We start from the raw sequence: 24,332 nt of genomic DNA on the forward strand, positions 1-24,332 counted from the left end.
CCTGAAAAGCCGTTGGGGTTTTTCGTAATTTTACCGTAAACCCAATCACCATGCAAACTTCTTCTCTCGTCGCTGTACTGGCCGGTCTCGTGTTAACTACTGGATCATTGCAGGCGCAGACCGGTCCTGCCAAACAAACAGCTTCGCGTTCTAAAACCCCGTTGGCAGCTAAACTGCCAGAATTCTCTATTTCACGGGCTGAGGTTGAGAGCCATACCCGCTTTCTGGCTTCTGATGAACTGATGGGGCGCCGGACAGGTGAGCCTGGTAATCAGGTGGCCGCCCGTTACATTGCTGAACAATTCCGACAGTTGGGGTTAAATACGCCACCCGGCCAAACCGATTATTTTCAACAAATTGGCCTGGAAAAAGTGAAGGCTGCCAGTAGTGCTAGCTTGATCCTGGGTAAGGATACGCTCCGGTTGGGCAAAGAGCTGGTCGTTATGGCGGGCGGCCCTACGAATGTATCGGGCGAGGTTGTTTATGTTGGTTATGGCCTTACCGATGGTGAGGATGGCTACAAAGGACGCGATGTAAAAGGGCGTATTTTGGTAGCACAGGGCGGTTCTCCGGATGCAAAAGGGCCGGGCGAAATTTTTCGGGCTTCGGCCGAAAAGCGTAAACTGGCTACCAGTAAAGGGGCTGCTGCGTTGATCGAACTCTACAGTGAATCTATTCCCTGGGGCTTTGTGAACCAGTATTTCAGTCGCGAACAGGTTTCTATTCCGGCAACAGAAGCGGGCAATACTCCCATAGCCCATGCATGGGTTAATAATGCCAATAACCAATACAAGCAATTAAAAGAGGCCGGGCAAACGGTTGTGTTTCGAACCTCAGGTCGGCCGCGATCGATGGTGTCATCAGCTAATGTGGCTGGCATTATCGAAGGCACTGATCCCAAACTTAAAAGCGAATACGTCATCTTGTCGGCCCATTTTGACCATGTTGGTGTTGGCAAACAGGGTGGCAGCGCTTACCAGCCCAGCGATAGCATTTTTAATGGAGCACGGGATAATGCATTCGGAACGGTCTCAATTCTGGAAGCAGCCAAAACACTTTCGCAGCAACGCCCAAAACGGTCAATCCTGGTGCTTGCACTAACGGGCGAAGAAGTTGGCCTGCTTGGAAGTCGCTACTACGCCGAACATCCATTGGTGCCACTCAAACAAACGATTTTCGATCTCAACACCGATGGCGCTGGCTACAATGATACCACGATTGTTTCGGTAATTGGCCTTGAACGAACCGGTGCGAAAAATGAAATTGAAACAGCCGCGAAAACATTCGGCCTGGGTGTATTTGCTGAACCAGCTCCCGAGCAGGGCTTATTTGATCGATCAGACAATGTTAACTTTGCCGTCAAAGGGGTTCCGGCGCCTACTTTTTCGGCTGGCTTTAAAGCCTTCGATGAAGCCATTGGAAAATATTATCACCAGGCTATCGATAACCCCGAATCGCTCGATTTTAACTACGTTCAAAAATTTTGCCAGGCGTTTGCTTATGCGGCCCGTTTGATTGCCGACCGGCCAATGCGGCCACAATGGTCGGCGGGTGATAAGTATGAAGCGGCCGGAAAAGCCTTGTATGGACAGTAGTTAGTTTATAGCTGGCGGCTTTTATTCAGGTAATTACTTCTCGACCGATTAACCCGAATAAAAGCCGTTCAGCGTAACGAAAAACTAAACGACCCGCCCCAGCGTTATTTTACTATTAACAATACTCGGACATGCTGTTTAAATATCTCTTCATCATCACCCTTGTTATTCTGTTCGTACCGCCTGTGCGTCGATTTGTCTTTTACCTGCTCGTTGGCCGGCAGTTAGTGAAGCAACAGAAACAGCAGGGCAACGGCCAGGGTGGTCGCCGGGAGGGCGAAATTCGGGTAGAACCCCGACCAGGAAAAGATTCGGGCTCTCGCTATACGGGTGGTGAATACGTTGACTACGAAGAAGTTAAGTAGTTAATTTTCTTTTTTATATTTCACGGCAAGGCCAGTCATTACATAGCCGTTGTCGGTTGTCGATGTGTAGTACGTATATCGAACGGCTACCAGTGCGTCTGCACCAATCTTTTTCGCCTGCATTGTCAATCGGGCCAGCATTAGTTCTTTCTGCTGCACGTCGTTTCCCCGACTGAGCATACGCTGATTCTCCGATTGCCGTTGTGTCAGCGGTACTTCTCCTTTCAATTCCAGATCCTGAAGTGGATCAAACGGCCGTTCGGGTCGTTGATCGTCATAAAATACGTCAACGGGATAGTGATTCTTATGTTGCAGGTACACCATAGGCTTAAAGCAGCCCGTCATACTGAGTAGTACTACAATTACGAATACGTTTTTCATAAGTATCTGTGTTATTGATCCGCGAATTGTTCTGTAAAGAATCCAACCTCCTTTTGTTGAAGAACAGATGGATCTATAACTGTAAACTACGTTTTGCTGGCGCAGAAACTTTTACCGAAACAACCAATCTAAAAGAAATTGCAGACAAAATAAATAAAAAAATATTGCCCATATTTATAATAGACTTTTCGCTTCGAGCCGTGGTATGGCTCGAAGCGAAACATTGATTTCAGGATATTTACAGAGCAAAGTTTATAGTTGTAGTAGGAGAGGGTGTAGATGTGGATAAGTTGCTTATAATCAGGAAAAATAGCGAACAGTTGCGCATGCTTCAAGGCTGATTATTCTAGTCGGCTCCAGCGTCTTTAATCCTTTTCCCAATACCCGGATATAGATTCCTTCAATAGATCGCTTTGCGAGTGCTTTTTTATCAAAAATTTTCTTGGACGGGTTTCAAATTTAATATTATCTTTGTGGCTAAGATATTTAGTTAATAAGATATATTATGAAGGATGACCTTCTCAAACAGATCAGAAAACTGAGCCAGCAGTATGCATACACCTCCATTCAGATGCACGAAGCCGTTGCCCGAAAGGCAGGGCTTTCAGGAACTGACCATAAATACCTGGGATTTTTAATGGAAAAAGGGCAAATGACAGCAGGCGAGCTGTCGACCTTAACCGGTCTGACGACGGGTGCGGTTACCGGTTTGATCGACAGATTTGAAAAGAAAAACCTGGTGAAAAGACAATATGCTGAAGACGACAGACGGAAGGTTTTCATTGTCCCAGACACCCCAACCATAATGGCACTACTGGTACCACTCTACAAAGAATTCCGAAGCAAGTCAGAAAAATTGATCGCTTCATTTTCAGACGAGGAGGCCAAAATTATTGAAGCCTACTTTTTAAAAGCAATTGACATAATGAATGAGACGACGAATCAACTCAACAACAAATAATTGCTGAAAAGTATAAAAAATGAAAAATATGAACACCTACATACTTGGTTTTCAGGAAATTGATAAGACAAAACTTGCACTAGTCGGCGGTAAAGGCGCGAACCTTGGGGAACTTGGCAAGATTGAAGGAATACTCGTTCCGGATGGCTTTTGTATTTCTACGGAAGCATTTAAAAAAATCATTGAGGAAACGTCGTCTTTGAACGAATTACTGGATCAGTTATCGCTGCTGAAGGTGGAAGACAGGGATAAAATCGGTGAATTGAGCTCTGAGATTCGCAGGATTATCGAAGGGATCGTCATTCCTCAAGACATTCAGGAAGAAATTACCCATTTCCTCTCCAGGCTTGGTGAAAAAACTGCCTATGCTGTGCGATCCAGCGCAACGGCAGAGGATTTACCAACGGCCTCTTTTGCCGGTCAGCAGGATACGTATCTGAATCTGATCGGAAAGGCGGCAATTCTAACCCATATCAGCAAGTGCTGGGCCTCTTTATTTACCGAGCGGGCAGTCATGTACCGCCTTCAAAATGGATTCGATCACCGTAAAGTCCGCCTGTCGGTGATTGTTCAGCAGATGGTCTTCCCGCAGGTGGCAGGCATTTTATTTACGGCCGATCCCGTCTCTGGAAATAGGAACGTATTATCCATTGATGCCAGCTTCGGACTGGGAGAGGCCCTGGTCTCCGGACTCGTCAATGCTGATCTCTATCAAGTGTGCAACGGCAAGGTTATCGATAAGAAGATAGCCACCAAGAAACTGGCTATTTATGCCTTACAAGAGGGCGGTACGCACGAACAGGCCATTGAGCCTGAGCAGCAGAACCGGCAGGCGCTGACGGAAGAGCAGATTTTACAGCTTGCGCGGCTGGGCAGAAAAATTGAAGAACTTTTCGGCAACCCGCAGGACATCGAATGGTGTTTGGCGGACGACTCATTTTATATTGTCCAGAGTCGTCCGATCACAACGTTATACCCGATCCCTGAAGCGAATAATTCCGAAAATGTCAGGCGCGACCCGGCCAAGCGTGGTCCGCATGTCTTTGTATCGGTCGGTCATAACCAAATGATGACCGATGCCATGAAACCATTGGGATTGTCTTTTTTCCTGTTAACGACCCGGGCACCCATGTACACTGCTGGTGGAAGGTTGTTTGTTGATGTTACAGGTATGCTGGCTTCACCTGTCGGCAGAGAAACTATAGTAAATGTTACCTTGGGGAAATCTGATCCACTCATGAAAGACGCACTTACAACCATCATAGAGCGGGAAGATTTTATCAACTTGTTGCCAGATGATAAACCAGGACCAAATCCCGGTAAAAGCAGTCAAGGTCGTTCGCATACGGATTTTCAAATACTAAAAGATTACGATCCAACAATCGTTTCGGATTTGATCAAGCGTAGTCAAACATCGATAGACGAGTTAAAGCAGAACATCCAAATGAAATCGGGATCGGATCTGTTTGATTTTATCCTGGAAGATATCCAGCAGTTAAAGCAGACCAACGCTGATTCACAGAGCTTTGGTGTGATTATGACGGGCATGAATGCTTCATCCTGGATCAATGAGAAAATGAACGAGTGGCTGGGTGAGAAAAATGCTGCAGATACGCTTTCTCAATCTGCGCCCAACAATATTACTTCGGAAATGGGGCTTGCACTATTGGATGTAGCCGATGTGATCCGTCCTTATACGGAAGTAATTGCGTATTTACAACGGGGCGGCCTTCCATGGGGTGGCCTTTCGCCGGTAAAAGACGATGATTTTCTGGATGAACTGGTTCAGTTTGAAGGTGGACAGGAAACCGGCGACGCTATTGAAGCTTATCTGGACAAATACGGAATGCGCTGTGCCGGAGAAATCGATATTACTAAAACTCGCTGGAGCGAAAAACCAACGACACTCGTTCCTATCATTCTTGGTAATATCAAAAACTTCGAGCCTAATGAAAGCAAGCGGAAGTTTGAACAGGGACGACAGGAAGCTCTGAAAAAAGAACAGGAGTTGTTGGGTCGATTGAAGCAACTGCCCGATGGTGAACAAAAAGCCAGCGAAACGAAACGAATGATCGATCTGATCCGGAATTTTGCCGGGTATCGTGAATATCCAAAATACGGCATAGTTAGTCGTTATTTCGTTTATAAGCAGGCTTTACTGAAAGAAGCCGAGCAACTCGTAAAAGCCGACGTTATTCGCGAAAAAGAAGATATTTATTATCTCACTTTCGACGAATTTCGTGAGGTCGTCCAGACCAATAAGCTGGATTACCAGATCATCGACCAGCGAAAAGATGAGTTCAAAATCTATGAAAAACTAACTCCACCGCGTGTGATCACGTCTGATGGTGAAATCATAACAGGCAAGTACAAGCGAGAAAATCTTCCACCCGACGCTCTTGTCGGTCTGGCTGTTTCGTCCGGTGTTATCGAGGGACGCGCCCGGGTCATCGTAAATATGGAAGATGCTGATCTGGAAGAAGGAGATATATTGGTCACTGCCTTTACTGACCCGAGCTGGACACCCTTGTTTGTCTCTATAAAAGGACTGATCACCGAAGTGGGCGGACTGATGACCCACGGAGCCGTTATTGCACGTGAATATGGCTTACCGGCAGTTGTTGGCGTAGAAAATGCGACCAAACTGATCAAAGACGGGCAACGAATCCGGGTGAATGGAACGGACGGATATGTAGAAATACTATAAAAAGAGAAGGTGATAGATAACCCCCAAATAGTTATTTTTAATCCGTGAATTCATCAGTAAAGAAGCCTAAATACGAGATATGGAGAGGTCAGGTCGAAGAACCTGACCTCACTCAACTTATTCCAGCCCTACTCACGCATCAGGAAAGCCCTGCCAGAACTTCGGCTATTACATGTGGATAATGGGTGTGCTCAAGCGCCTGAACATTCCGGGCTACATCATCCGGCGTGTCTGTTGGTAAGACCGGGCAACGAGCCTGGTAAATGACCTGGCCTTCATCATACCGTTCATTTACGTAATGAATAGTTATGCCGGATTCAGTTTCGCCAGCCGCAACGACTGCTTCATGTACAAAGTGGCCGTACATGCCTTTTCCGCCAAATTTAGGCAGCAATGCCGGGTGAATATTAACGATTTTGTTGGGGAATGCACGAACCAGATCGCTCGGCATCAGCCACATAAATCCAGCCAGAACGATCAGGTCGATTTCCTGATTCAAAAGGAGTTGCGTGATTTTATCTGTTTCATAAAACGTTTTCCGATCAAATAACAAAACCGGAATATGAAGCCGACGGGCACGCTCGATAACCCCCGCTTTGTGATTGTTGGAGACAATCAGCGAAACGTCTATATCAGTATTGTCAGCAAAATAAGTTGCAATTTTTTCGGCGTTCGAGCCGGAACCGGAAGCAAAGAGGGCGATACGTTTCAAGGGTATACTGAATAATGGGGCTTTTTCCAGGAGACGAGTCACACTCATACAGGAATTATGATTAATCGTAGCGCAATTCCCAGTGGAAGCCCCGTAAGAAATGGCAGGTAAAATTATTCATTATCTGTTGTACATTATCCATTAACTAGTCAGCCTGCCATACTTTTGCCTATTTTTGTGACTACTCGCCCGAATCCGATGCTGGCAACAAATCAACTCACGTTTGAATACGGTCCTGCGAAACAGTTCGCATTTCCGGATGTATACTGCGCTAACCGCGAAGCCCTTCTGATTCTGGGGCGATCCGGTACAGGAAAAACAACTTTCCTGCACCTACTGGCTTTACTGCTTCGACCAAAGGGTGGTTCGGTCGTTATTGACCAGACTGACCTGACGAAACTGAGCCCAGCCGAAACGGCGGCTTTTCGGGCTAAACACGTTGGTATTATTTATCAGAAGCCTCATTTTGTCAGTTCGCTATCGGTGCTGGATAACCTGGTATTGGCCAACTACCTGGCCAGTAAGCCGCAGGACAGAAACCGCGCCCGCGATCTGGCCGGTCAGTTAGGCTTTGGCGATCAGTTGCCTAAGAAAACCCATCAGTTGAGCCAGGGCGAACAGCAGCGGGTCAGTATTGCGCGGGCGGTCATGAATCAGCCCGATATTATTCTGGCCGACGAACCAACATCCAGCCTTGACGATGAAAACACCGCTCGGGTCGTTAAGCTCCTGCGCGAACAGTCGGAACAGATCGGTGCTAGTCTGATTGTTGTTACCCACGACCAGCGCCTGAAGGATGTATTTCAGAACCGGGTAGCCCTTTGAGTTTATCGTTTACCGTAGCTTATATCGTCTAATGCGCAAATTTCTACTTGTTTTCCTGCTCCTGCCTTTGCTGACAATGGGGCAAAATCGCAAGAAAAAAGATTATCTCGTATCGCTCAATACCCGGTTTGGCACCATGCGGCTCGTACTATATGACCAGACTCCGAAACATAAAGAAAACTTCATTAAACTCGTTAATCAGAAATTTTACGATAGCTTGTTATTTCACCGAATCATCCCACTGTTTATGATTCAGGGAGGTGATCCGAACTCGCGAAAATCGCAGGCCGACGAACCCTTAGGTATGGGCGCTGTAGACTACAAAATTCCGGCGGAGTTTGCGCCGGGGCTTTTTCACAAGAAAGGCGCGCTGGCTGCCGCTCGTGATAATAACCCCGAGAAAGCATCGAGCGGTTGTCAGTTCTACATTGTGCAGGGACGTGTCTGGAACGATGAGGATTTTCAGAAGCAAATTGCCCGGATTCAGACAATGAAAGGCCGTTTGCCAACCGATGAGCAGAAAAAAGTGTACCAAACGCTGGGGGGATCTCCGCATCTGGATGGCAACTACACCGTGTTTGGCGAAGTAATTGATGGATTGGCTGTAGTGGATAGCATTGTCAAACAGCCCCGCAATGAAATGGATCGCCCGAATCAGGATGTTCGTATGAGTATGACTGGTTCCTGGATAAAGAAAAAAAAGATTAAAAAACAGTACGGCTATCAATACTTGTAGAGACGTAATTTGCGTCTTACCTGCGTCAATACGAATACGTACCGGCAAAGCCATTTAGTCAGGAGACTGCGCTGGCAGACCGGTCTCTACACAGAAAATTATGAAAAAACGAATTCTTCTCACAGGTGCCAATGGTTTATTGGGGCAAAAATTGGTCGATTTGCTGGTTCAGCAGCCGGATGTCGACTTAATCGCTACGGCACGCGGTGGCAATCGTCTGCCTTATTCAGAAGGCTATACCTATCGATCAATGGACATCACCAACCGTCAGGAAGTACTTGATGTGATCGGCGATGTGCGCCCGAACGTAGTTATCCACGGAGCCGCGATGACGGATGTGGATAAGTGTGAAATTCAGAAAGATAACTGCTGGGCGCAGAACGTTCATGCCGTTGAGTATATCATTGAAGCCTGCCGGGCAATTGATGCTTTCCTGCTTCACGTGTCAACCGACTTTATTTTCGATGGAGCGGCAGGCCCCTATGACGAAACGGCCGAAGCTAATCCAATTAGTTTTTATGGCTGGAGCAAGCAGGCTGGTGAGTCGGCAGTGAAACATTCGGGTGGGTTGCGTTGGGCTATTGCGCGGACAGTACTCGTATATGGTATTGCTCACGACATGAGCCGCAGTAATATCATTTTATGGGTCAAAAAGTCGCTCGAAGATGGCAAGAACATTAAGGTCGTAACGGATCAGTGGCGTAGCCCGACGCTGGCCGAAGATCTGGCAATGGGTTGCTACCTCATCGCCGATAAAGAAGCAGAAGGTATTTTCAATATTTCGGGCAAGGAGGTGCTGACCCCGTATGATATGGCGATTAAAACGGCCGATTATTTCGGATTGGACAAATCGCTGATCACGCAGGCCGATGCATCGACCTTTACGCAGATTGCCCGCCGTCCTCCACGTACCGGATTTATTCTCGATAAAGCGGTTACGATGCTGGGCTATGATCCGCATACATTTGAAGAGGGAATTGCCGTTTTGGCTAGCCAGTTAAAACAACCAGCGTGAGTCAGGTAAAGATCTATGGTGTTCGGGAGCACTTATTGCCCATTCGGGATCAGCTTTCGGAGGTGGTTCATTCGTGTGTGGTCGACGCGCTACAGTTTCCTCAGAATAAGCGCGCACACCGATTTTTCTATCTTGACAAAGAGGACTTCTTCATGCCTGCTACGGCTTCAGAACGCTATGTTATTCTGGAGTTTATCATGATGGAAGGACGTACTGTTGAGACCAAGAAAAAACTGATTCATTTGCTCTATGAACGCATTGCTGAGCAAATTAAATTAGCCATGACCGATCTTGAAATCTGCATTCTGGAAAGCCCGGCGCATAACTGGGGCTTTCGAGGTTCGACTGGCGATGAGATCAAACTGAATTATAACGTGACTATTTAACGGACGTGATCCTACACCTGAAAGTAAAGCCCGGCAGCAAAGTAGACCAATTGTTCTACGACGCTGCCGGGCTTCTTATGGTTAAACTTAAAGCTCCTGCTCAGGATGGCAAAGCCAATGCCTACCTGGTCGAATTTCTGGCGAAACAATTCGGTATCGCAAAGTCAGGCGTGACCATCGTTGCGGGCTTTACAAACCCGCACAAACGGATTGAGTTAGCAATCAATGATGAGGAGTATGAGCATTTTCGGGAGCAGATTTTGAGGAAATCTTAGTTTTATAGTTCCAGGCAAAACCTTTCGTCAGAAATACCGCGCGTCTGAGTGCATTGTAACAGACCTGATAGAAGTCAATCAGACCGTGAATCGATGGATACAGCCCGGTAGCTCCAATTTACTGATTTTGCCGGCACTAAGCTGGCAACTCATCGTATCGTATCGACCTATGGCAGAAGGAAAATTGGTTTATGTAATTGGCCCATCGGGGTCTGGTAAAGATTCGTTGATGACCTATGCCCGGGAGCAGGTGGCCGGTCGGTTACCAATTCTGTTTGCTCACCGTTACATTACGCGCCCAATGGATGCCGGTGGCGAAAACCATGTTTGCCTGACGCAGGCCGAATTTCTTAAACGGCGGGAGTTGGGCCTGTTTGCGTTCGACTGGCAGAGCCACCGGAATTTTTATGGCATTGGTATCGAAATTACATACTGGATGAGCACGGGGGCCAATGTCGTAGTCAACGGCTCCCGGAAATACCTGCCAACAGCCAGCCAGCGTTTCCCGGAAATGCAGATTATTCTTATCGACGTGAGCCCCGATGTACTGCGGCAGCGACTAACCGACCGAGGCCGTGAAACAACAGAAGAGATCAACGCCCGGATTGAGCGCAACCAGCAGATTCCAGCAGTTCATCATCCGAATTTATTGATACTCAATAATGATGCATCCCTGGCCGAAAGTGGAGCAAGGTTTATTGATATGCTGACTAGTTGATACCAGATCATCAGATCGGCCTGCGGAAGAGTACTTCTTATTATCCTTCCAGTTATCTGGAGACCTACCCCCAGGCAGGTCTCCAGACAATCAAAAACGAGCTGGATTTTCTTGAACGGGAATTTTGATAAAACTATCAGTAAACCACCTAATCGTTAAAGGAGCACCGGCATCTCTGATCGTCTCCTGGCTTACGTCTTTTCCGGTGCCATAATTGATCTGGGCAAAAGGGTTTTTGTCAATATTTAAAACGACGAGCAGGCGACTTCCCTTTCTCAATTGGCGGCTGACCAGTCTTGTTTTCGAAAACGGAATGGTTTCCATAACGCCGGGCTTTAACAGATTTCGATGGCTCGCATCTCGGGCATAGCTTGCCCTTCCCAAATAGTACGACAGCTCGAAAAACTCGCCCTGCGGTGTCACTTCGTAAAGTATGACACCTATATCCATGTCTTTTTTATTGATGACAGCTTTCAACTCTCCCGAAAACATCCCATTGATGGAAATCTCGTGATCGAAGGGTTCGCTGATAAAAAACAGCCCGTTGCTCCGGTTGAGTGTTTTTCTTACGATCGGATCTGGATAGTAATCATTGTTCGAAGTAGTGCGGTCGGCCAGGTCAACTTCCTGCTTAAGTGATCTGGGTACTTTAGGTTTTTGCCTGGTCAGCCGATAATTATCACCGTCTTTCTGGTCCGTCATGTAAAGTGTCAGGCTCGTATTACTCATTTTTTCGATGGATGGCGCGTGTTGCCAGGAGTTGGCTCCCATAACCTCATAATTGATTTTGTCTTTCAATAGAGCTGGTTTCTGCCCACCCTTAAGTACATAATCCAGCCAGTTGAACGTGATTTCTTTCGTATCGATCAACGCAACGGGGTCCACCTTGTAATCATGCAAAACAGGCACCCCTCCCTGTTGCGCCCCAAAATGATCGTAAGGGCCAATGATCAGGTAATGGTCAGCATTGGGCTTGTGTTTATAATGCTCGGTTATGTAGTGCATAGCCGAAATCTGCCCGTCGTCGTAATAACCCGTAATGCTCAATACCGGAATTGTAATATTGGCAAACTCTTTTCCATACGGCACCATTCTTTGCCAGTATGCATCATAGTCAGGATGCTTCAGCCACCGTTGCAACCACGGATTAGGCGTTCCGTCAATGCTGTCGATCTTACTGTAAGCTGAACCGGTCTGATACCATTGGTTGCGCATCCGACGCCATCGCTGATTGTCATTATTTACCTCATTATCGACGTACTTATTGTTCGTGACATAAAACGCCCACTGATAATTGGCGTTCAGAAATACGTTATTTTCCATCGGCAAACCCTGGCCCGGAATGGCCGCTACATAAGGCACGATCGTTTTTAAGGCCGGGTGCAGGTACTTCGTCGCTGCCCACTGTGCGAAACCAGAATAACTCCCTCCATACATGCCCACCTTCCCATTACTCCAGGGCTGCTTAACGATCCAGTCAATCACCGAATTAACGTCTTTGGCTTCATGCTCATAAGGCGCTATCGGATCTGGACTTAGCCGTTTTCCCCTGGTATCGGCAACGATTCCCACGTACCCTCGCGCTGCGGCATACCTCGCTTCTGCCAAACTCCGATCTGTATTCGAATAAATAAAAAAGAGCAAAGCTGTGGGTTGAGGAGTCGTAATCCCCCGTTTACGAACGACTACCGCAGACAGCGTTGCCCCATCCTTCGTTTTAATCAGCACGCTATCGTCACGAATAAATCGACGCTCTTCATCAGCCTTTATAACTGGCTGGGCAATAGCCTCGATCTGCTTATAGACCTGTAACGTATTATAGCTGCTACAAAGCGCTATGGCCTCGGACAGAGTCAAACTATCCTTTTTCACTGCTGATAAACGTTTCTCCAGGTCATTCTCCAAGCCAGTGAGCCCATCCCGGCTACTAAAAGCCGTTGAAATTGCTACGGCTCTTCGATCGTCCAACCCTGCAAAAAGGGTACTTAAGATCGGTTTAAAATTTGCCCCAAAACCAGTTCCATTCTGCCTTTGCCTTAAGTGGGCTTCGGCGAATAATTCATATTGTTTATACAGTAAGTCTGCGAAGGGATCTTTTGACAGCGACCGCAAGGATGCGATGCTCTTTTGGGCTTCGGCGTATTGACCGGCAACTAATTGCAGGCGAAAAACGGCATTGAAAAAAGCTTTTTGATCGGCTTGGGGTTGATTGCTGGCTAAAACTTTTCTGGCCAGTTCGGGCATCGCCTGAGCAACGCCGAGACTATCGGATACGTTTGCCGTTGCCAGGATAAAGGTTTGGGCCTGGCATATAGTGGTCAGGAAAAGGCATAGCAATCCCATCATGATTCTTTCCTTCATGTCATTTTTTAGTTTATCGATTGGCTTAGATGTTTCCTGCGTTTTTTAGCCGGGCCGATTGCCGTTGCGAAACCTTCAGCGTTTGCCCAGTCGTGAGTGTAATCGTTAGTCGGCTATTTTCAGATGTATTGATCGTTTGAATAAAATGCATATTGACCACCTGCGCTCTGTTGATCCGGAAGAATATGGCTTCGTCCAGTGTTTTTACCAACTGGTTCAACGAGCTTTTCAGCCAGACATTTTTCTGCTCATAAAATAACCGGGCGTAATTGTCCATCGATTCAATCAGGTAGACCTTGTTCCACCGGATGAAATGATATTGATCTCGGTCTTTCACAAAAATCTGCTTGCTTTGGCCAGAAAAAGCAGCTTTCATGGTCAGTTTGGCTATGGCCTGCGCAAACCGTTCTGCCCGAATTGGTTTTAACAGGTAATCCAGTGCATTCACATCAAACGCTTTTATGGCATACTGGTCAAAGGCCGTGACGAAGATGACTTCGGGTACATTATCTAAGGCTTGCAGCAAGTCGAACCCACTCCGTTCGGGCATCTGGATATCTAAAAACAACAGATCCGGGTGTTTATCTTCGATAAGCTGTTGTGCTTCATCGGCGTTTCTGGCTTCGCCAATACAATCCAGTTCGGGAAAGCCAGCGATCAGTCGCTTGAGCTCCATTCGGGCATGACGCTCATCATCAATGATCAGTACGCTTATCTTCTTCATGCGATTGGTATCCGTACGACAGCTGAAACAATTCCTTCCGGTTCGTTCAGTAAGTGCAAATTTGCCTGCCCATTGAATTTGAGTTGCAGCCGTTCCTTTAAATTGGCAATCCCTAAACCGGTTATGGGTATACGCGCATCGAGACGGCCCGGATTTTGGACCATGATCGTAAGAAACCCGGCTTCTTCTGAGAGCTGGATACGGACACAGCCTCCTTCTTTCCGCGTGCTTATTCCATGCTTGAGCGCATTCTCCACCAATGTCTGAATGGATAAGCGCAGTATCCGCACCGATGAGAGGCTATCATCCAGTTGCACCTGATACGTTAACCGTTCTTCGAAGCGAAGTTTTTCCAGTTCCAGATAATCTTTCACCAGGGCGAGTTCATCTTTCACCGAAATAAGTACATCATCCCCAGTATACAGCCCCGTTCGTAGTAAATCGGATAACAGGTCAATAGCTCGTCTGGCCGATTCGGGCTCATCAATTACCAGCGCCTTTATGGTGTTCAGTGAATTGAACAGTAAGTGTGGGTTGAGCTGGGCCGAGAGGTTACTTAAACGGGCATCTCGGGTCGTGATTTCCAGTCGGGCCTTCTCTCGGGTTGATTTGACTTCCCGCTGGGCATAGTGGTATAAATGGTAAGCAAGTAGCCATATGGACATCAGCCGGATACCGGCAATAAAAATGGCAACGCCATTAAGCTCAAAAAACACAGGAAAACTTTGGATCGGGCCAGTTTGAAACCACAACCTGAACAAAACGATTTTAGCCGCCGTAACCACCAGATAAACAAGCCCCAGTACAAAAACGGCAGGGATTATGCGTTTAAGTAACGGATTGATTTCCAGGTCTGTCCATCCCTGGCGTAACGCAAAGTTTCGGTATAGGTGCGTAATCAGACTATAAGCTGCAACATCCGTTACAAATTGAAGAAGGCCTAACGCAACATTGAATGTCCCGCCTGTGATACCGGTATATCCCCAATAAAGGGCCGCCAGCGACCAACCGGCCAATTGACATTTCCAGTAAAGGGATAATCGATTTTTCAAGGGGGTATCTGCTATATTTAGTCAAAGCAACAAAATCTGTCGGCAATGATAAAATAAAGTACAGGAACGCAGGATTTTGGGGATGAATGTCAGCCAGGCTCGCTATTGCTGAGCCAATTCAGTCAGGGGCTGAATGAGCGGTAGCCGAACCATAAACGTGTCCTTCCCTTCAACAATGTCCGGGGCTGGCTGATCAAGTTTTTGGTACTGGACAAGAATCGTCGATAGCCCGACACCATTTGACAGGATAGAGGTACGTTTACGTTGAAGGTTATTACTCACGACTAAATACCCGGCTTCATCCGTAACAATGTCAACACGCAGCGGCTCACTGGCCAGGACGATGTTGTGCTTCACGGCATTTTCAACCAGTAACTGAAGTGTCAGAGGGGGCAATAATTTGGTCTGATCAGCAGGGTTGACTTGTACGGTTAGTATCAACCCGCTACCGTGCCGGGTTTTGAGCAGGTGATAATACGACTCCATAAAAGCGAGCTCACTGGCCAGGGTCGCTACGGATTGATCTCTAGTTGTGAGAAGGTATCGATAAACCTGACTTAGCTGATCGACAAACTGACTGGCTCGCTCCTGGTCGTCGTCTATTAAAGCCGATAACGAATTGAGGCTATTGAAAAGAAAGTGGGGATTAACCTGGGCTTGTAAGGCCCGCAGTTGAACATTGGTTTTTTCCTGCTCTAATCGGCGCATTGACAATTCAGCCTCCAGCCGTTCCTGCTTTATTTGCTCTGCCAATTGTGTTTGTTCTACCGCTTTTACTACGGCAACATAGCGTTGGTAAAATACCAGACAAAGCGAAAAGCAAAGCAACTCTAGGATACGTCCTCCCCAGAGTGCCTGCCTTTGCAGATCAATCGACACGACGTTTGGCGGAAAAGGAAATGTATGCAGCAAAGCATAGACCAACACGTATAATTCATTCAGCAGCATAAAAATACTGCCCATGATAAATGTCTTTCCGATAGCATCCTGTCGTTTGGCGGCTATCCGGATGCCGAGCACACTGATTCCGATCAGCAGGCACCAGTACAATCCGGAAACGATATGGCCCGTCAATGACCGATACCAATTTTCGTCTGATAACAAAAGCAGCCCGATATCGATCAAGAGGAAACCTAGCAAACCAAGCTGCCCGATTCGCCACCATTTTCTCGATGAAATTGGCCAGGTAATCCCGTTGAAAAGTAAATAGATTAACTCTAGAAAAATGATTTTTATGAGACCTCTATGAAGACTATGAATAACCAGATAGCCCGCTTTCGACAACGGAACACTTTCGGCAAAAAGTGAGAAGAAGACCGATTGGGCAAATGAGATAAGCACCAGTAAGGTAAACAGTCCGTCGATCCAACTCTGAGAAAAGCTCCACCGCACAGCGTTTAGTACCCAAATGGCACTAACTGCCCCAAAGTAGAAAAACATAACTGTTTCGCCAGACATACAGAAACGAGAGGAATTTTCCTTGTTTCTACGAATATACACAGATGAGGTAAAATGGCATACTATACCGACTTATAACCAGATAAATAGCCGTGCTTCTGAGCGAAAGTCCTGACTTAATTGCACTCGACTTTCAGACAAGTCCTAACCCTCGTCGGAATTCCCTTCAATTTTTCGCAGGGGTAATCTCCTTCCGACAAGGCAATCATTTTCCATTTTCCCCGGCTTAACTTCAGGATCTGACCAGCTCCCTGGGCAGTTTCCTGCTTATTTTTATCCAATAGGTTTATACTGACTTCGGCATAGGTATCGCAGATTCCGCCACCAGCTACAGCCGCCTTTCGCTGGCTGACCACCTTGCCCGATTCGAGTTCGGCTATATAATCAACTGTCCCAATTTTGACCAGCAGAAAAACGTCACCTTCTGAATGGGCACCGGGCTGACTGGCTTCCCTGACGAGGTGTACAATCAACGAAGATTCGGTTGGGGGCTGCGCGTGCCCCCTGTGAAAGCCCAGCATCACGATAAAAAGCAAACTCAGGATAACGGTTAAAGGGCTACATTTCATTGGGCATCAACTACGTTTAGTTTGGTCGGTTACGAGTCCAAAGTTAGTATGCCGAAGAAACACCAATGGTCAAACTAGGTGTCAGGTGTGGCTGGCTTTATACGTGGTGAGTAGCGTACTAAATCTGGTTATGTTAAGAGTCTTACACGACGTAGCCAGAGAGGCTAGCATCTAGCATCATTTATACCTAGTCGTCTGAATTTCAGATATTAACTGACCATACCCTCAAAAGTGTTCCGTGCGCATTGAGGATATGACTAAATTTAATTCTCTATCAACACTAGTAAATCGACCGTCTAAAAAGACAATAGCTATGCGGACTATTTCACTTCTTTTCCTACTGGTTGGAGCACTTTGGCTTCCCACTCAGGCACAGCAGTCTCACCTTGACTCAAGTTCTACCCAGAATCGACCAATCTTTACCGTCGTCGAACAGCAACCCGAGTTTCCGGGTGGTATGAACAAATTGAGTCAGTATTTTCGGACCAATCTACGTTATCCGGAGGCCGCCCGAAAGGCCAGAATTCAGGGCCGTGTCTTCATTACTTTTATTGTTTCAGAGGACGGAGCAATTCAGCAAGTCTATGCCCTGAAAAGTGTCGACCCTGAGCTAGATGCCGAAGCGGTACGATTGGTCCAAAGTATGCCGAATTGGAAACCGGCCAGGCAGGGGGGGCAACCGGTAGCTTGTCGTTACAACATCCCTGTAAATTTTGCATTATAAGAGGACTCCCTGACTGTGATTCAATCGGAAAAGTTGCTGAACTGGCTACCTGCGTAGACACAGGTTTAGTGGATATTGGCGTGAGGTCAGGTTCTTCAACCTCACCTCTGTAGCTTGAGAGGCTGCGTCCGACCCAAAGGGCGAACCTTCCTCGCTGTGTCGGTTTTAAGAAACCGACACCACATCGTTAACAAACCCACGGCTCACCGAGTGCTTTACGGATCAATAAAAAGATAGTACCGCTACACTACAGAGATTTGTTGCATTGAATGGTATTACTTCTTAGTCGCGCTTTAGCCAAAACGCTTTTCCAACCACCGAACGGCATAGGGAACGATATCGGCGGCTGGTAGAAGCACAGAAGCCGCAGCACCAATCAGCCCTTGATTACTACCCTTTGTTGCTAGAAACTCTTCGACAATGGTTTTGAAATAGTCAGTATCCAGTCCATCTACTACCGGATCGACTGTATCGAACTCTTCAATCATACGCCAATCAACATGGCCATTGATTTGCAGGGGAACCTCCATTCGGCGGATATGTTTACCCGGTATCCGGGCCAGGTGCTCGGCATGATGAAGCAGGCTCATTGTATCGAGGGGAGCGCCAATCATCAGAATCTTCCCCGATACAGAGACCAGCTTTGCAAAGGGCGAACCTGGTCCATACCCGTAGTCGAGCGGATGATCAGCAATAAACCAATTGGCCCGCCCACCAATGGCGACGACTGATGCGCCCGGATTTAAACTTCGTTGAGCCCCAGGGATTGTGCGGGCAAATTCAGCAAAAACACCATGATCCCGGCTCGCTCTGGAATATAGAGGATGAAAAGGAGGAATATCAGTTTTAAGTGCATTCGGTACTCGTCCCGTTTCATCGAGCGCATTCTCATGCTGCGAGTCCCAGTTAACGTAACAAAGCAGCGTACCTTCACTACCAATTACATCCAGAATGGCTCCAATCAGGGCATCTGGACCGTTAAGCATTGGCCCCACAGCACGTAAGCTGGCATGCACCATAACAGCATTTCCGGCGTGTAGCCAAATAGTCGTTAACTGTTCGCCAAGTAAGCGACGTGTCCAGTAAAGGCTATCTCCAACCAGTAGCATACAAAAGCTCCAGACTAAACCGCATCAACCGGCTCGGCCATTGTTTCGGCGGCTTGTCGGCGTGGAATGTAGTGCCGGAAAAAACTACTGACTTTCATTTGCAGAACGCCGAAAACTGCCTCTTTGAATATTTTGGTGGACATTTTAGAAACGCCCTTTGTACGGTCAGTAAAAATGATGGGCACTTCTTTAATTCGAAAACCGTATTTCCAGCACGTAAATTTCATTTCGATCTGGAAGGCATAACCAACAAATTTGATTGGATTGTGAAGAATCACTTCCAGTACATCATGGCGGTAGCACACAAAACCCGCCGTTGGGTCCATAATCGACATGCCGGTAATGAATCGCACATACACGCCAGCAAAATAAGACATCAGTACCCGCCCCATCGGCCAGTTGACAACGTTAACTCCGCGAATATAGCGAGAGCCAACTGCTACGTCAGCGCGATCAGGCCCTTCATCGGCGCACGCATGATAAAGCTTGATGAGGTCATCCGGGTTGTGCGAGAAGTCGGCGTCCATCTCGAAGAGATAGTGGTAACCCCGCGATAAGGCCCATTTAAACCCATCGATATAAGCCGTGCCCAGGCCGAGTTTACCGCGCCGTTCGAGCAGATGCAACCGGGACGGCGATCCACTTCCATTATATTCTTCCTGTAAATCACGGACGCGCCGGGCCGTGCCATCGGGTGAGCCATCGTCAACGATCAGTAGATCGAACGGCTCTGGCAGTGAGAACACTTTACGGATAATAGCTTCGATGTTCTCAATTTCATTATAAGTGGGAATTACTACCAGACGTTCTTTCACGACCTATTGAGTGGGTTAGCAAGTGGCCAATATCGGTACTATTACAACAACGATATTGGTAGTTTTTGTACAAAATAACTATTAAAATTTGTTAATCAGTGATTTGCTGCTCAATTGATTAGCCAGTTGCCGGGCTTTACCAAGACAATCGGAGAGCGAAACACCCTTATACCAATTGGCACATACCAGCAACGCATCTTTTTCAACGGCTTCAGCCTGCTGCTTTACCGACACTATCCTGGAATCATACTGCGGAATAGCGCGCTCCCAGCGAGTAAGGGCTCGAAAAACAGGCTCTTTTGCCGTTATTCCAAAACTGGTCCTTAATTCCTGATGAACCTTTTCGAACAGTACGCCATCGGGAAGTCGAGCGTTGCGCTCACCCGACTGACCACCTACCATAGTCGTAATCAGCACTTCATCCTCGGGGCAACGACCATCAAAAATGGAACTGCTCCAGATGTGTCCAGATGCAAAACGCCCCTCGACTTTTGGATTCAGTCCGCCAAAACCATTTAGAGGATGCTGAACATCAGCCCGTTTGTAGACCGAGTGAACGGCGGTCATGGGCGGGTATTCGACCTCACGAAGCGCATTTGCAAAGTCAGGGTAAGTAGCTGCTACCAACCGGGCGGCTGTATCAGTACCAATAGCCAGTACCAGTGTATCAACGGTTTGGGTGCCGGTTGCTGCGTCAACCTGCCAGCCGTCGCTGGTTCGGGTAATACGTTCGACCCGATCGTTGAGCGACAGACTGGTGAGCCGGTTGGCCAGGGCATTGGGCAATGCCTGCATCCCATTCCGGAAACTGAACGACTGACGACGTCCAGCGGCTGATTGATTTTTTATCAACCCCCGTAGTACCGATCCATATTCTTTTTCATAGTGCAGAAGAATCGGAAACGTTTCGGAGACCAGCAGATGTTCGGGATCGCCCGCATAAATTCCACCTACAAACGGTGCCAGCGCATAATCGACAATCTCATTGGAAAAACGGCGTCTGAAAAATTGCGCTAACGTTTCCCCTTCCGGCGATTTTGTTTTGTTGTTCCGCTCTCGGAAGATCGCCAGTTTTGTTTTCCAGCTAAAAAAATTGCCGAACAAAAGCGATGGCGGACCTGATGGTAACTGCCGGTACTGACCATCGCGAAAAATATAGCGCGCTTTACTAACGGGTTTACTGAACGTCAGTTCTGGGGTGAGGCCCAGTTTGTCGAGCCAAAGCAATAGATCAGCGTCGCCAAGCAACGAATTAGGGCCTAACTCGCGCAGATATTGTTGTCCTGCCGGTCCGGTTGCCCATTGTGAGCCAATATAGCCACCGGCTCGTCCGGCTGCTTCCCAAATATGATAGTCAATACCCTGCTGCTGGAGTTCATAGGCCAGTGTAAGCCCCGAAATTCCTGCGCCAATAATGCCAATAGTCATGAACGGGTTGGTTTTTTGGGCGCTTCCGTTTTCTTTTTCAGGTTGTCGACGACCTGCTTGTAGATAGCTTCCATCTCACTCGGGTGCGATGAGTAATACGTATAGCTTTTCGAATAGGCTGCTGTATCTACCTTAAACTTCTTAAAAATCTGATTTTCAAGGTGCTTATACGCTAAATTAGACGAATCGATCGATCGAAGCCCCAAACGACTGACGCGCGATTCGGCCATATGTACTTCGGTCAGAATATTGGCCATACGATCCTCAGGAATTAGATTTTCCGGGCGTTTATCTTCGGCGGACTGGCAACTCGGCAACAGTCCTATACCAAGCATTGCCAGGGCCATCCAGATGGTTTGTTTCATCAGATGCCAACGCATAGTTTTAAGCGTTAATTTTGTAAGATAATCCGGCGTGTCAAAGTTCGGGATTGGTTGTTAAAATAACATAACGCCTAATTGATATGGACGAGTTCTTGGCCCGGCTACGTAATTTCGATATTCAGATCCGAAAGGCAGTCAATTCGCAGATGCGTGGTAGCTTTCGCTCTGTTTTTAAAGGATCGGGATTGGAGTTCAGTGATTTACGTATCTATCAGTACGGTGATGATGTGCGGGCTATCGACTGGAACGTGTCGTCGAAAGGACACGGTACGTTCGTAAAAGTATTTCGGGAAGAGAAAGATCAGACCGTTTTTTTTGTCGTGGATGTTAGCGCATCGCAGCAGGTTGGTCCACAGCACCGGGCTAAATTAGATGCCACCAAAGAGGTGTGTGGGGTGCTGGCCATGTCGGCCATTCGCGAAGCCAGCCACGTGGGTCTGTACTGTTTTTCGGATCAGAAAGAGCGATATATCAAGCCCTCAAACAGCTTAAAAACGGGTTATCAGTTGATAATGAGCCTGTTTAAGTTACAGCCCGAATCGGCCCGCACCAATCTGGCTGATGCGTTGCTGTTTACGCTGAACTGCCTTAAACGCCGTAGTGTCGTTATCCTGCTCTCCGACTTTATCGATCAGGGATACGAACATAATCTGAAGGCGCTGGCAAGAAAACACGATTTGGTCGTTATTCATTTTTATGACCAGCGCGAGGTGAATTTACCCCGGCTTGGTATTATTCCGGTTCACGATACCGAGAATGGCCGGACTGTCTGGCTCAATACCTCGTCGGCCTCATTCCGAAACCGCCTGCGCGAAACGTTTCAGCAAAACCAGTCCCGGCTGGAGCGGCTTTGTAAACAATTTAATGCCAATTATCTGGTGCTCGATTCGCAGGAAGATTTTATACCGAAGCTTATTGACTTGTTTCGGATCAGAAAGTATCAATGAATTCTGACAAAGGCAGATTAGTGGCTCATACAATTCGATTACTTAGTAGTTTCTGTCTGTTTACAGTGTCGTTGTGGGCGCAGCCGCCTGCGAAACCAGCACTAAAAGGGCAATTTCTGGACGATAGTATTGAAATCGGACGGCCGTTTCGGTATGCGCTTACCTATCGTCATCCGCCATCGGCCGAGGTCCTTTTTCCCGACACATCCCGGCATTTTCTTCCATTTCGAGTGAAAGAAATAAGCGTTTCGCCGACACAGACAACGGGCGAAGGCCTTGCTTCCATTAGCCGGGACAGTGCCGTTTATACGCTCATTTCATTTGAAACCGACTCTGTGCAATTGTTGCAGGTACCTATTCGATTGATTAACGCCAGTGATTGTACCTACCTGACCACTCTGGTCGATACTGTATTTTTGCGATCGAAACTTACATCGCCGGGCGCGAATACTGCGTCGAACCAAAGCCTGACCCTGGCGTCACAAACCCAGCTGGCCCGCTTGCAACAGCAGTTTAATTACCCGGTTTTAGGAGAGGTGCTGCTTGTGGCAACGGCATTGTTGACGCTGATCTACCTGCTGTTTGGCCAGTCGATTCGTCGGCAATTACGTATCTATCAGCTTTATCAGCAGCATAAACGGTTTCTGCGGGATTATGCCCGGCTAAGCCGAAGCTTAAATGCCGATACGGCCCCCGAAAGTGCTAATCAGGCCGTTATTCTCTGGAAAACGTATCTTGAACAACTGGAACGACAGCCTTATGCATCGCTGACAACACCTGAAATTGCGGATCGCACCGGCGATGATCGTGTTGCCGACGCGCTACGGGAAGCCGACCGTATGATTTATGGTGGAACGTTTTCGGCACAGTCGCCGGATGCGCTGCGGGTGTTGCGCGATGTTGCTAGTCAGGCCTATCGTCGGCGTCGATATGTAATGCAGACATCGTCAGTACCTGCCAGGCCCGAAACGTTGTCGGATAGAGCGGAGTCGTCAACTTTTTCGTAACATGGAACCCTGGTACTCACTTCATTGGTTTGACCCGGATCTATGGGCGCAATTTCGGTTCACTAATCCGTTGGCTCTTTACCTGATTCCAACGGTAGGGTTACTATTGGCAATACGGTACTACCTGCATCGGGGGGCGCAACAACGCCTGAACCTGTCGCTGGGGTCGGTAGGGGGGCGGAGTCAGGCTGAGCGGTTTAATGAGAATGCGGTTCGGGCCAATCAGATTCTGATTAGTTCGTTACGCTTTCTGTTGCCCAGTAGCATCTTAATCGCCCTGAGCCTTTTACTGGTAGCCCTGGCGCGGCCTCAGCTTGTGGAAACGCATCGTGTGGAGCAGTCAGAAGGAATTGATATTATGCTGGCTATGGACGTGTCGTCGTCTATGACCGAAACCGATCTGCCGCCCAATCGTCTGGCAGCGGCTAAACGGGTAGCCCAAACGTTTATCAATGGTCGTAAAAGTGACCGCATTGGGCTGGTTATTTTTGCGGGTGAAGCGTTTTCTCTTTGCCCACTCACGACCGATCATGACTTGCTGAAACAGTATTTAAGCGAACTTGACGACAAGATGATCGACGCATCGGGTACCGCCATCGGCGATGCACTGGCTCGTTGCATTAACCGGATGCGCGAATCTGGTGTGTTAAGTCAGGATTCAACGCAATCTGCGAAGAAGCGGAGTAAGATCGTGATTCTGATCAGTGATGGTGATAATACGGCTGGTAACCTCGACCCCATTACGGCAGCTCGTTTAGCCAAAGCGTTTAATATCCGGCTCTATACCATTGCTGTTGGTCGGGTTACCCGTTCCAGCACGTCGGCTTCGACCATCGATGAGGGTATCCTGAAAACGATTGCCGGTATTGGCAGTGGCAGTTTTTTCCGGGCAATCGATGCCGGTCGATTGCGGTCTGTTTTTGCCCAGATCGACCGCCTGGAAAAAGCGCCTGTTCGAATGATGGTCTACGAAGATGTGCAGGACTGCTACCGGGCTTATTTATACTGGGCAATCTCATTTCTGTTGTTTGCGCTGTGTCTGAAAACCACCATTGTCGGAAATATTCTGGAAGATTAAT

At 47.6% G+C, this 24,332-nt stretch carries 25 protein-coding genes; 14 read left to right on the forward strand and 11 right to left on the reverse strand.

From position 1 onward, the window contains the following. Positions 1-50: 50 nt before the first annotated feature. Both GJR95_RS04075 and GJR95_RS04080 read left to right on the forward strand, forming a co-directional pair. Positions 51-1,595, forward strand: a complete 1,545-nt coding sequence (locus GJR95_RS04075) for a M20/M25/M40 family metallo-hydrolase (protein ID WP_162384672.1) — start codon at positions 51-53, stop codon at positions 1,593-1,595. A gap of 131 nt (positions 1,596-1,726) precedes the next feature. Beyond that, positions 1,727-1,960, forward strand: a complete 234-nt coding sequence (locus tag GJR95_RS04080; protein ID WP_162384673.1) for a DUF4834 domain-containing protein — start codon at positions 1,727-1,729, stop codon at positions 1,958-1,960. Here GJR95_RS04080 and GJR95_RS04085 read toward each other — a convergent pair whose 3' ends face one another. Beyond that, the gene (locus tag GJR95_RS04085) at positions 1,961-2,341 is read right to left on the reverse strand and encodes a YbjQ family protein (protein ID WP_162384674.1); all 381 of its coding nucleotides are present in this window, start codon (positions 2,339-2,341) and stop codon (positions 1,961-1,963) included. A gap of 571 nt (positions 2,342-2,912) precedes the next feature. Here GJR95_RS04085 and GJR95_RS04090 point away from each other — a divergent pair. Next, complete coding sequence (locus GJR95_RS04090) at positions 2,913-3,302, forward strand: MarR family winged helix-turn-helix transcriptional regulator (RefSeq protein WP_394369984.1); 390 nt, start codon at positions 2,913-2,915, stop codon at positions 3,300-3,302. A 28-nt stretch (positions 3,303-3,330) separates the two neighbouring features. Next, positions 3,331-6,009: a phosphoenolpyruvate synthase gene (ppsA, locus tag GJR95_RS04095; protein ID WP_162384676.1), complete on the forward strand. Its 2,679-nt coding sequence runs from the start codon at positions 3,331-3,333 to the stop codon at positions 6,007-6,009. Between the two features lie 139 nt (positions 6,010-6,148). Here ppsA and purN read toward each other — a convergent pair whose 3' ends face one another. After that, entirely contained in the window at positions 6,149-6,721 is a 573-nt protein-coding gene (gene purN / locus GJR95_RS04100; RefSeq protein ID WP_162391560.1) for a phosphoribosylglycinamide formyltransferase, read from the reverse strand. Positions 6,722-6,919: 198 nt separating this feature from the next. Between purN and GJR95_RS04105 the strand changes: the two genes are divergently transcribed. The 6 genes from GJR95_RS04105 to phnN all read left to right on the forward strand — a co-directional run bounded on the left by GJR95_RS04105 (position 6,920) and on the right by phnN (position 10,676). Continuing rightward, positions 6,920-7,546 carry an ABC transporter ATP-binding protein gene (locus GJR95_RS04105; protein WP_162384677.1) on the forward strand — a complete coding sequence of 209 codons (627 nt, stop codon included), beginning with the start codon at positions 6,920-6,922 and terminating at the stop codon, positions 7,544-7,546. Positions 7,547-7,577: 31 nt separating this feature from the next. After that, complete coding sequence (locus GJR95_RS04110) at positions 7,578-8,282, forward strand: peptidylprolyl isomerase (protein WP_162384678.1); 705 nt, start codon at positions 7,578-7,580, stop codon at positions 8,280-8,282. Positions 8,283-8,382: 100 nt separating this feature from the next. Next, positions 8,383-9,297 (forward strand): SDR family oxidoreductase, encoded by a 915-nt coding sequence (locus tag GJR95_RS04115; RefSeq protein WP_162384679.1) that lies wholly within the window; start codon positions 8,383-8,385, stop codon positions 9,295-9,297. Beyond that, entirely contained in the window at positions 9,294-9,683 is a 390-nt protein-coding gene (locus tag GJR95_RS04120; protein WP_162384680.1) for a tautomerase family protein, read from the forward strand. The genes GJR95_RS04115 and GJR95_RS04120 overlap by 4 nt, the downstream gene beginning before the upstream one ends. 5 nt (positions 9,684-9,688) lie before the next feature. After that, positions 9,689-9,958, forward strand: coding sequence for a DUF167 domain-containing protein (locus tag GJR95_RS04125; RefSeq protein WP_162384681.1), 270 nt, complete (start codon positions 9,689-9,691; stop codon positions 9,956-9,958). Positions 9,959-10,043: 85 nt separating this feature from the next. Then, positions 10,044-10,676 (forward strand): phosphonate metabolism protein/1,5-bisphosphokinase (PRPP-forming) PhnN, encoded by a 633-nt coding sequence (gene phnN, locus GJR95_RS04130; protein ID WP_232541071.1) that lies wholly within the window; start codon positions 10,044-10,046, stop codon positions 10,674-10,676. A 90-nt stretch (positions 10,677-10,766) separates the two neighbouring features. Here the strand turns inward: phnN and GJR95_RS04135 are convergent, their stop codons facing one another. The 5 genes from GJR95_RS04135 to GJR95_RS04155 all read right to left on the reverse strand — a co-directional run bounded on the left by GJR95_RS04135 (position 10,767) and on the right by GJR95_RS04155 (position 16,840). Then, positions 10,767-13,037, reverse strand: coding sequence for a CocE/NonD family hydrolase (locus GJR95_RS04135; protein ID WP_232541072.1), 2,271 nt, complete (start codon positions 13,035-13,037; stop codon positions 10,767-10,769). A 25-nt stretch (positions 13,038-13,062) separates the two neighbouring features. Then, positions 13,063-13,761, reverse strand: a complete 699-nt coding sequence (locus GJR95_RS04140) for a LytR/AlgR family response regulator transcription factor (protein WP_162384682.1) — start codon at positions 13,759-13,761, stop codon at positions 13,063-13,065. Next, a complete protein-coding gene (locus tag GJR95_RS04145) occupies positions 13,758-14,813 on the reverse strand; it encodes a sensor histidine kinase (protein WP_162384683.1) in 1,056 nt (351 codons plus the stop codon). The genes GJR95_RS04140 and GJR95_RS04145 overlap by 4 nt, the downstream gene beginning before the upstream one ends. Before the next feature lie 102 nt (positions 14,814-14,915). Then, on the reverse strand, positions 14,916-16,271 hold the full coding sequence (locus GJR95_RS42000) for a sensor histidine kinase (RefSeq protein WP_232541073.1): 1,356 nt from the start codon (positions 16,269-16,271) through the stop codon (positions 14,916-14,918). A 116-nt stretch (positions 16,272-16,387) separates the two neighbouring features. Continuing rightward, positions 16,388-16,840, reverse strand: coding sequence for a hypothetical protein (locus GJR95_RS04155; protein ID WP_162384684.1), 453 nt, complete (start codon positions 16,838-16,840; stop codon positions 16,388-16,390). Between the two features lie 313 nt (positions 16,841-17,153). Between GJR95_RS04155 and GJR95_RS04160 the strand changes: the two genes are divergently transcribed. Beyond that, positions 17,154-17,564: an energy transducer TonB gene (locus GJR95_RS04160; protein WP_162384685.1), complete on the forward strand. Its 411-nt coding sequence runs from the start codon at positions 17,154-17,156 to the stop codon at positions 17,562-17,564. 293 nt (positions 17,565-17,857) lie between these two features. Here the strand turns inward: GJR95_RS04160 and aac(3) are convergent, their stop codons facing one another. From aac(3) to GJR95_RS04180, 4 genes are all read right to left on the reverse strand, one after another. After that, complete coding sequence (gene aac(3) / locus GJR95_RS04165; RefSeq protein ID WP_162384686.1) at positions 17,858-18,673, reverse strand: aminoglycoside 3-N-acetyltransferase; 816 nt, start codon at positions 18,671-18,673, stop codon at positions 17,858-17,860. A gap of 14 nt (positions 18,674-18,687) precedes the next feature. Beyond that, positions 18,688-19,488 (reverse strand): polyprenol monophosphomannose synthase, encoded by an 801-nt coding sequence (locus tag GJR95_RS04170; protein ID WP_162384687.1) that lies wholly within the window; start codon positions 19,486-19,488, stop codon positions 18,688-18,690. A gap of 81 nt (positions 19,489-19,569) precedes the next feature. Continuing rightward, positions 19,570-20,916: a protoporphyrinogen oxidase gene (hemG, locus tag GJR95_RS04175; RefSeq protein WP_162384688.1), complete on the reverse strand. Its 1,347-nt coding sequence runs from the start codon at positions 20,914-20,916 to the stop codon at positions 19,570-19,572. Then, positions 20,913-21,296, reverse strand: a complete 384-nt coding sequence (locus GJR95_RS04180) for a DUF4296 domain-containing protein (protein WP_232541074.1) — start codon at positions 21,294-21,296, stop codon at positions 20,913-20,915. Before GJR95_RS04180 ends, hemG begins: the two co-directional genes overlap by 4 nt. Before the next feature lie 83 nt (positions 21,297-21,379). Between GJR95_RS04180 and GJR95_RS04185 the strand changes: the two genes are divergently transcribed. The 3 genes from GJR95_RS04185 to GJR95_RS04195 are packed head-to-tail and all read left to right on the forward strand — an operon-like array spanning position 21,380 to position 24,331. After that, the gene (locus GJR95_RS04185; RefSeq protein WP_162384689.1) at positions 21,380-22,246 is read left to right on the forward strand and encodes a DUF58 domain-containing protein; all 867 of its coding nucleotides are present in this window, start codon (positions 21,380-21,382) and stop codon (positions 22,244-22,246) included. Next, on the forward strand, positions 22,243-23,253 hold the full coding sequence (locus GJR95_RS04190) for a hypothetical protein (RefSeq protein WP_232541075.1): 1,011 nt from the start codon (positions 22,243-22,245) through the stop codon (positions 23,251-23,253). Before GJR95_RS04185 ends, GJR95_RS04190 begins: the two co-directional genes overlap by 4 nt. A gap of 1 nt (position 23,254) precedes the next feature. Continuing rightward, the gene (locus GJR95_RS04195) at positions 23,255-24,331 is read left to right on the forward strand and encodes a VWA domain-containing protein (RefSeq protein ID WP_162384690.1); all 1,077 of its coding nucleotides are present in this window, start codon (positions 23,255-23,257) and stop codon (positions 24,329-24,331) included. Position 24,332 lies beyond the last annotated feature (1 nt).

The sequence above is a fragment of the Spirosoma endbachense genome (assembly GCF_010233585.1).
In the GTDB taxonomy this organism is placed as follows: Bacteria; Bacteroidota; Bacteroidia; order Cytophagales; family Spirosomataceae; genus Spirosoma; species Spirosoma endbachense.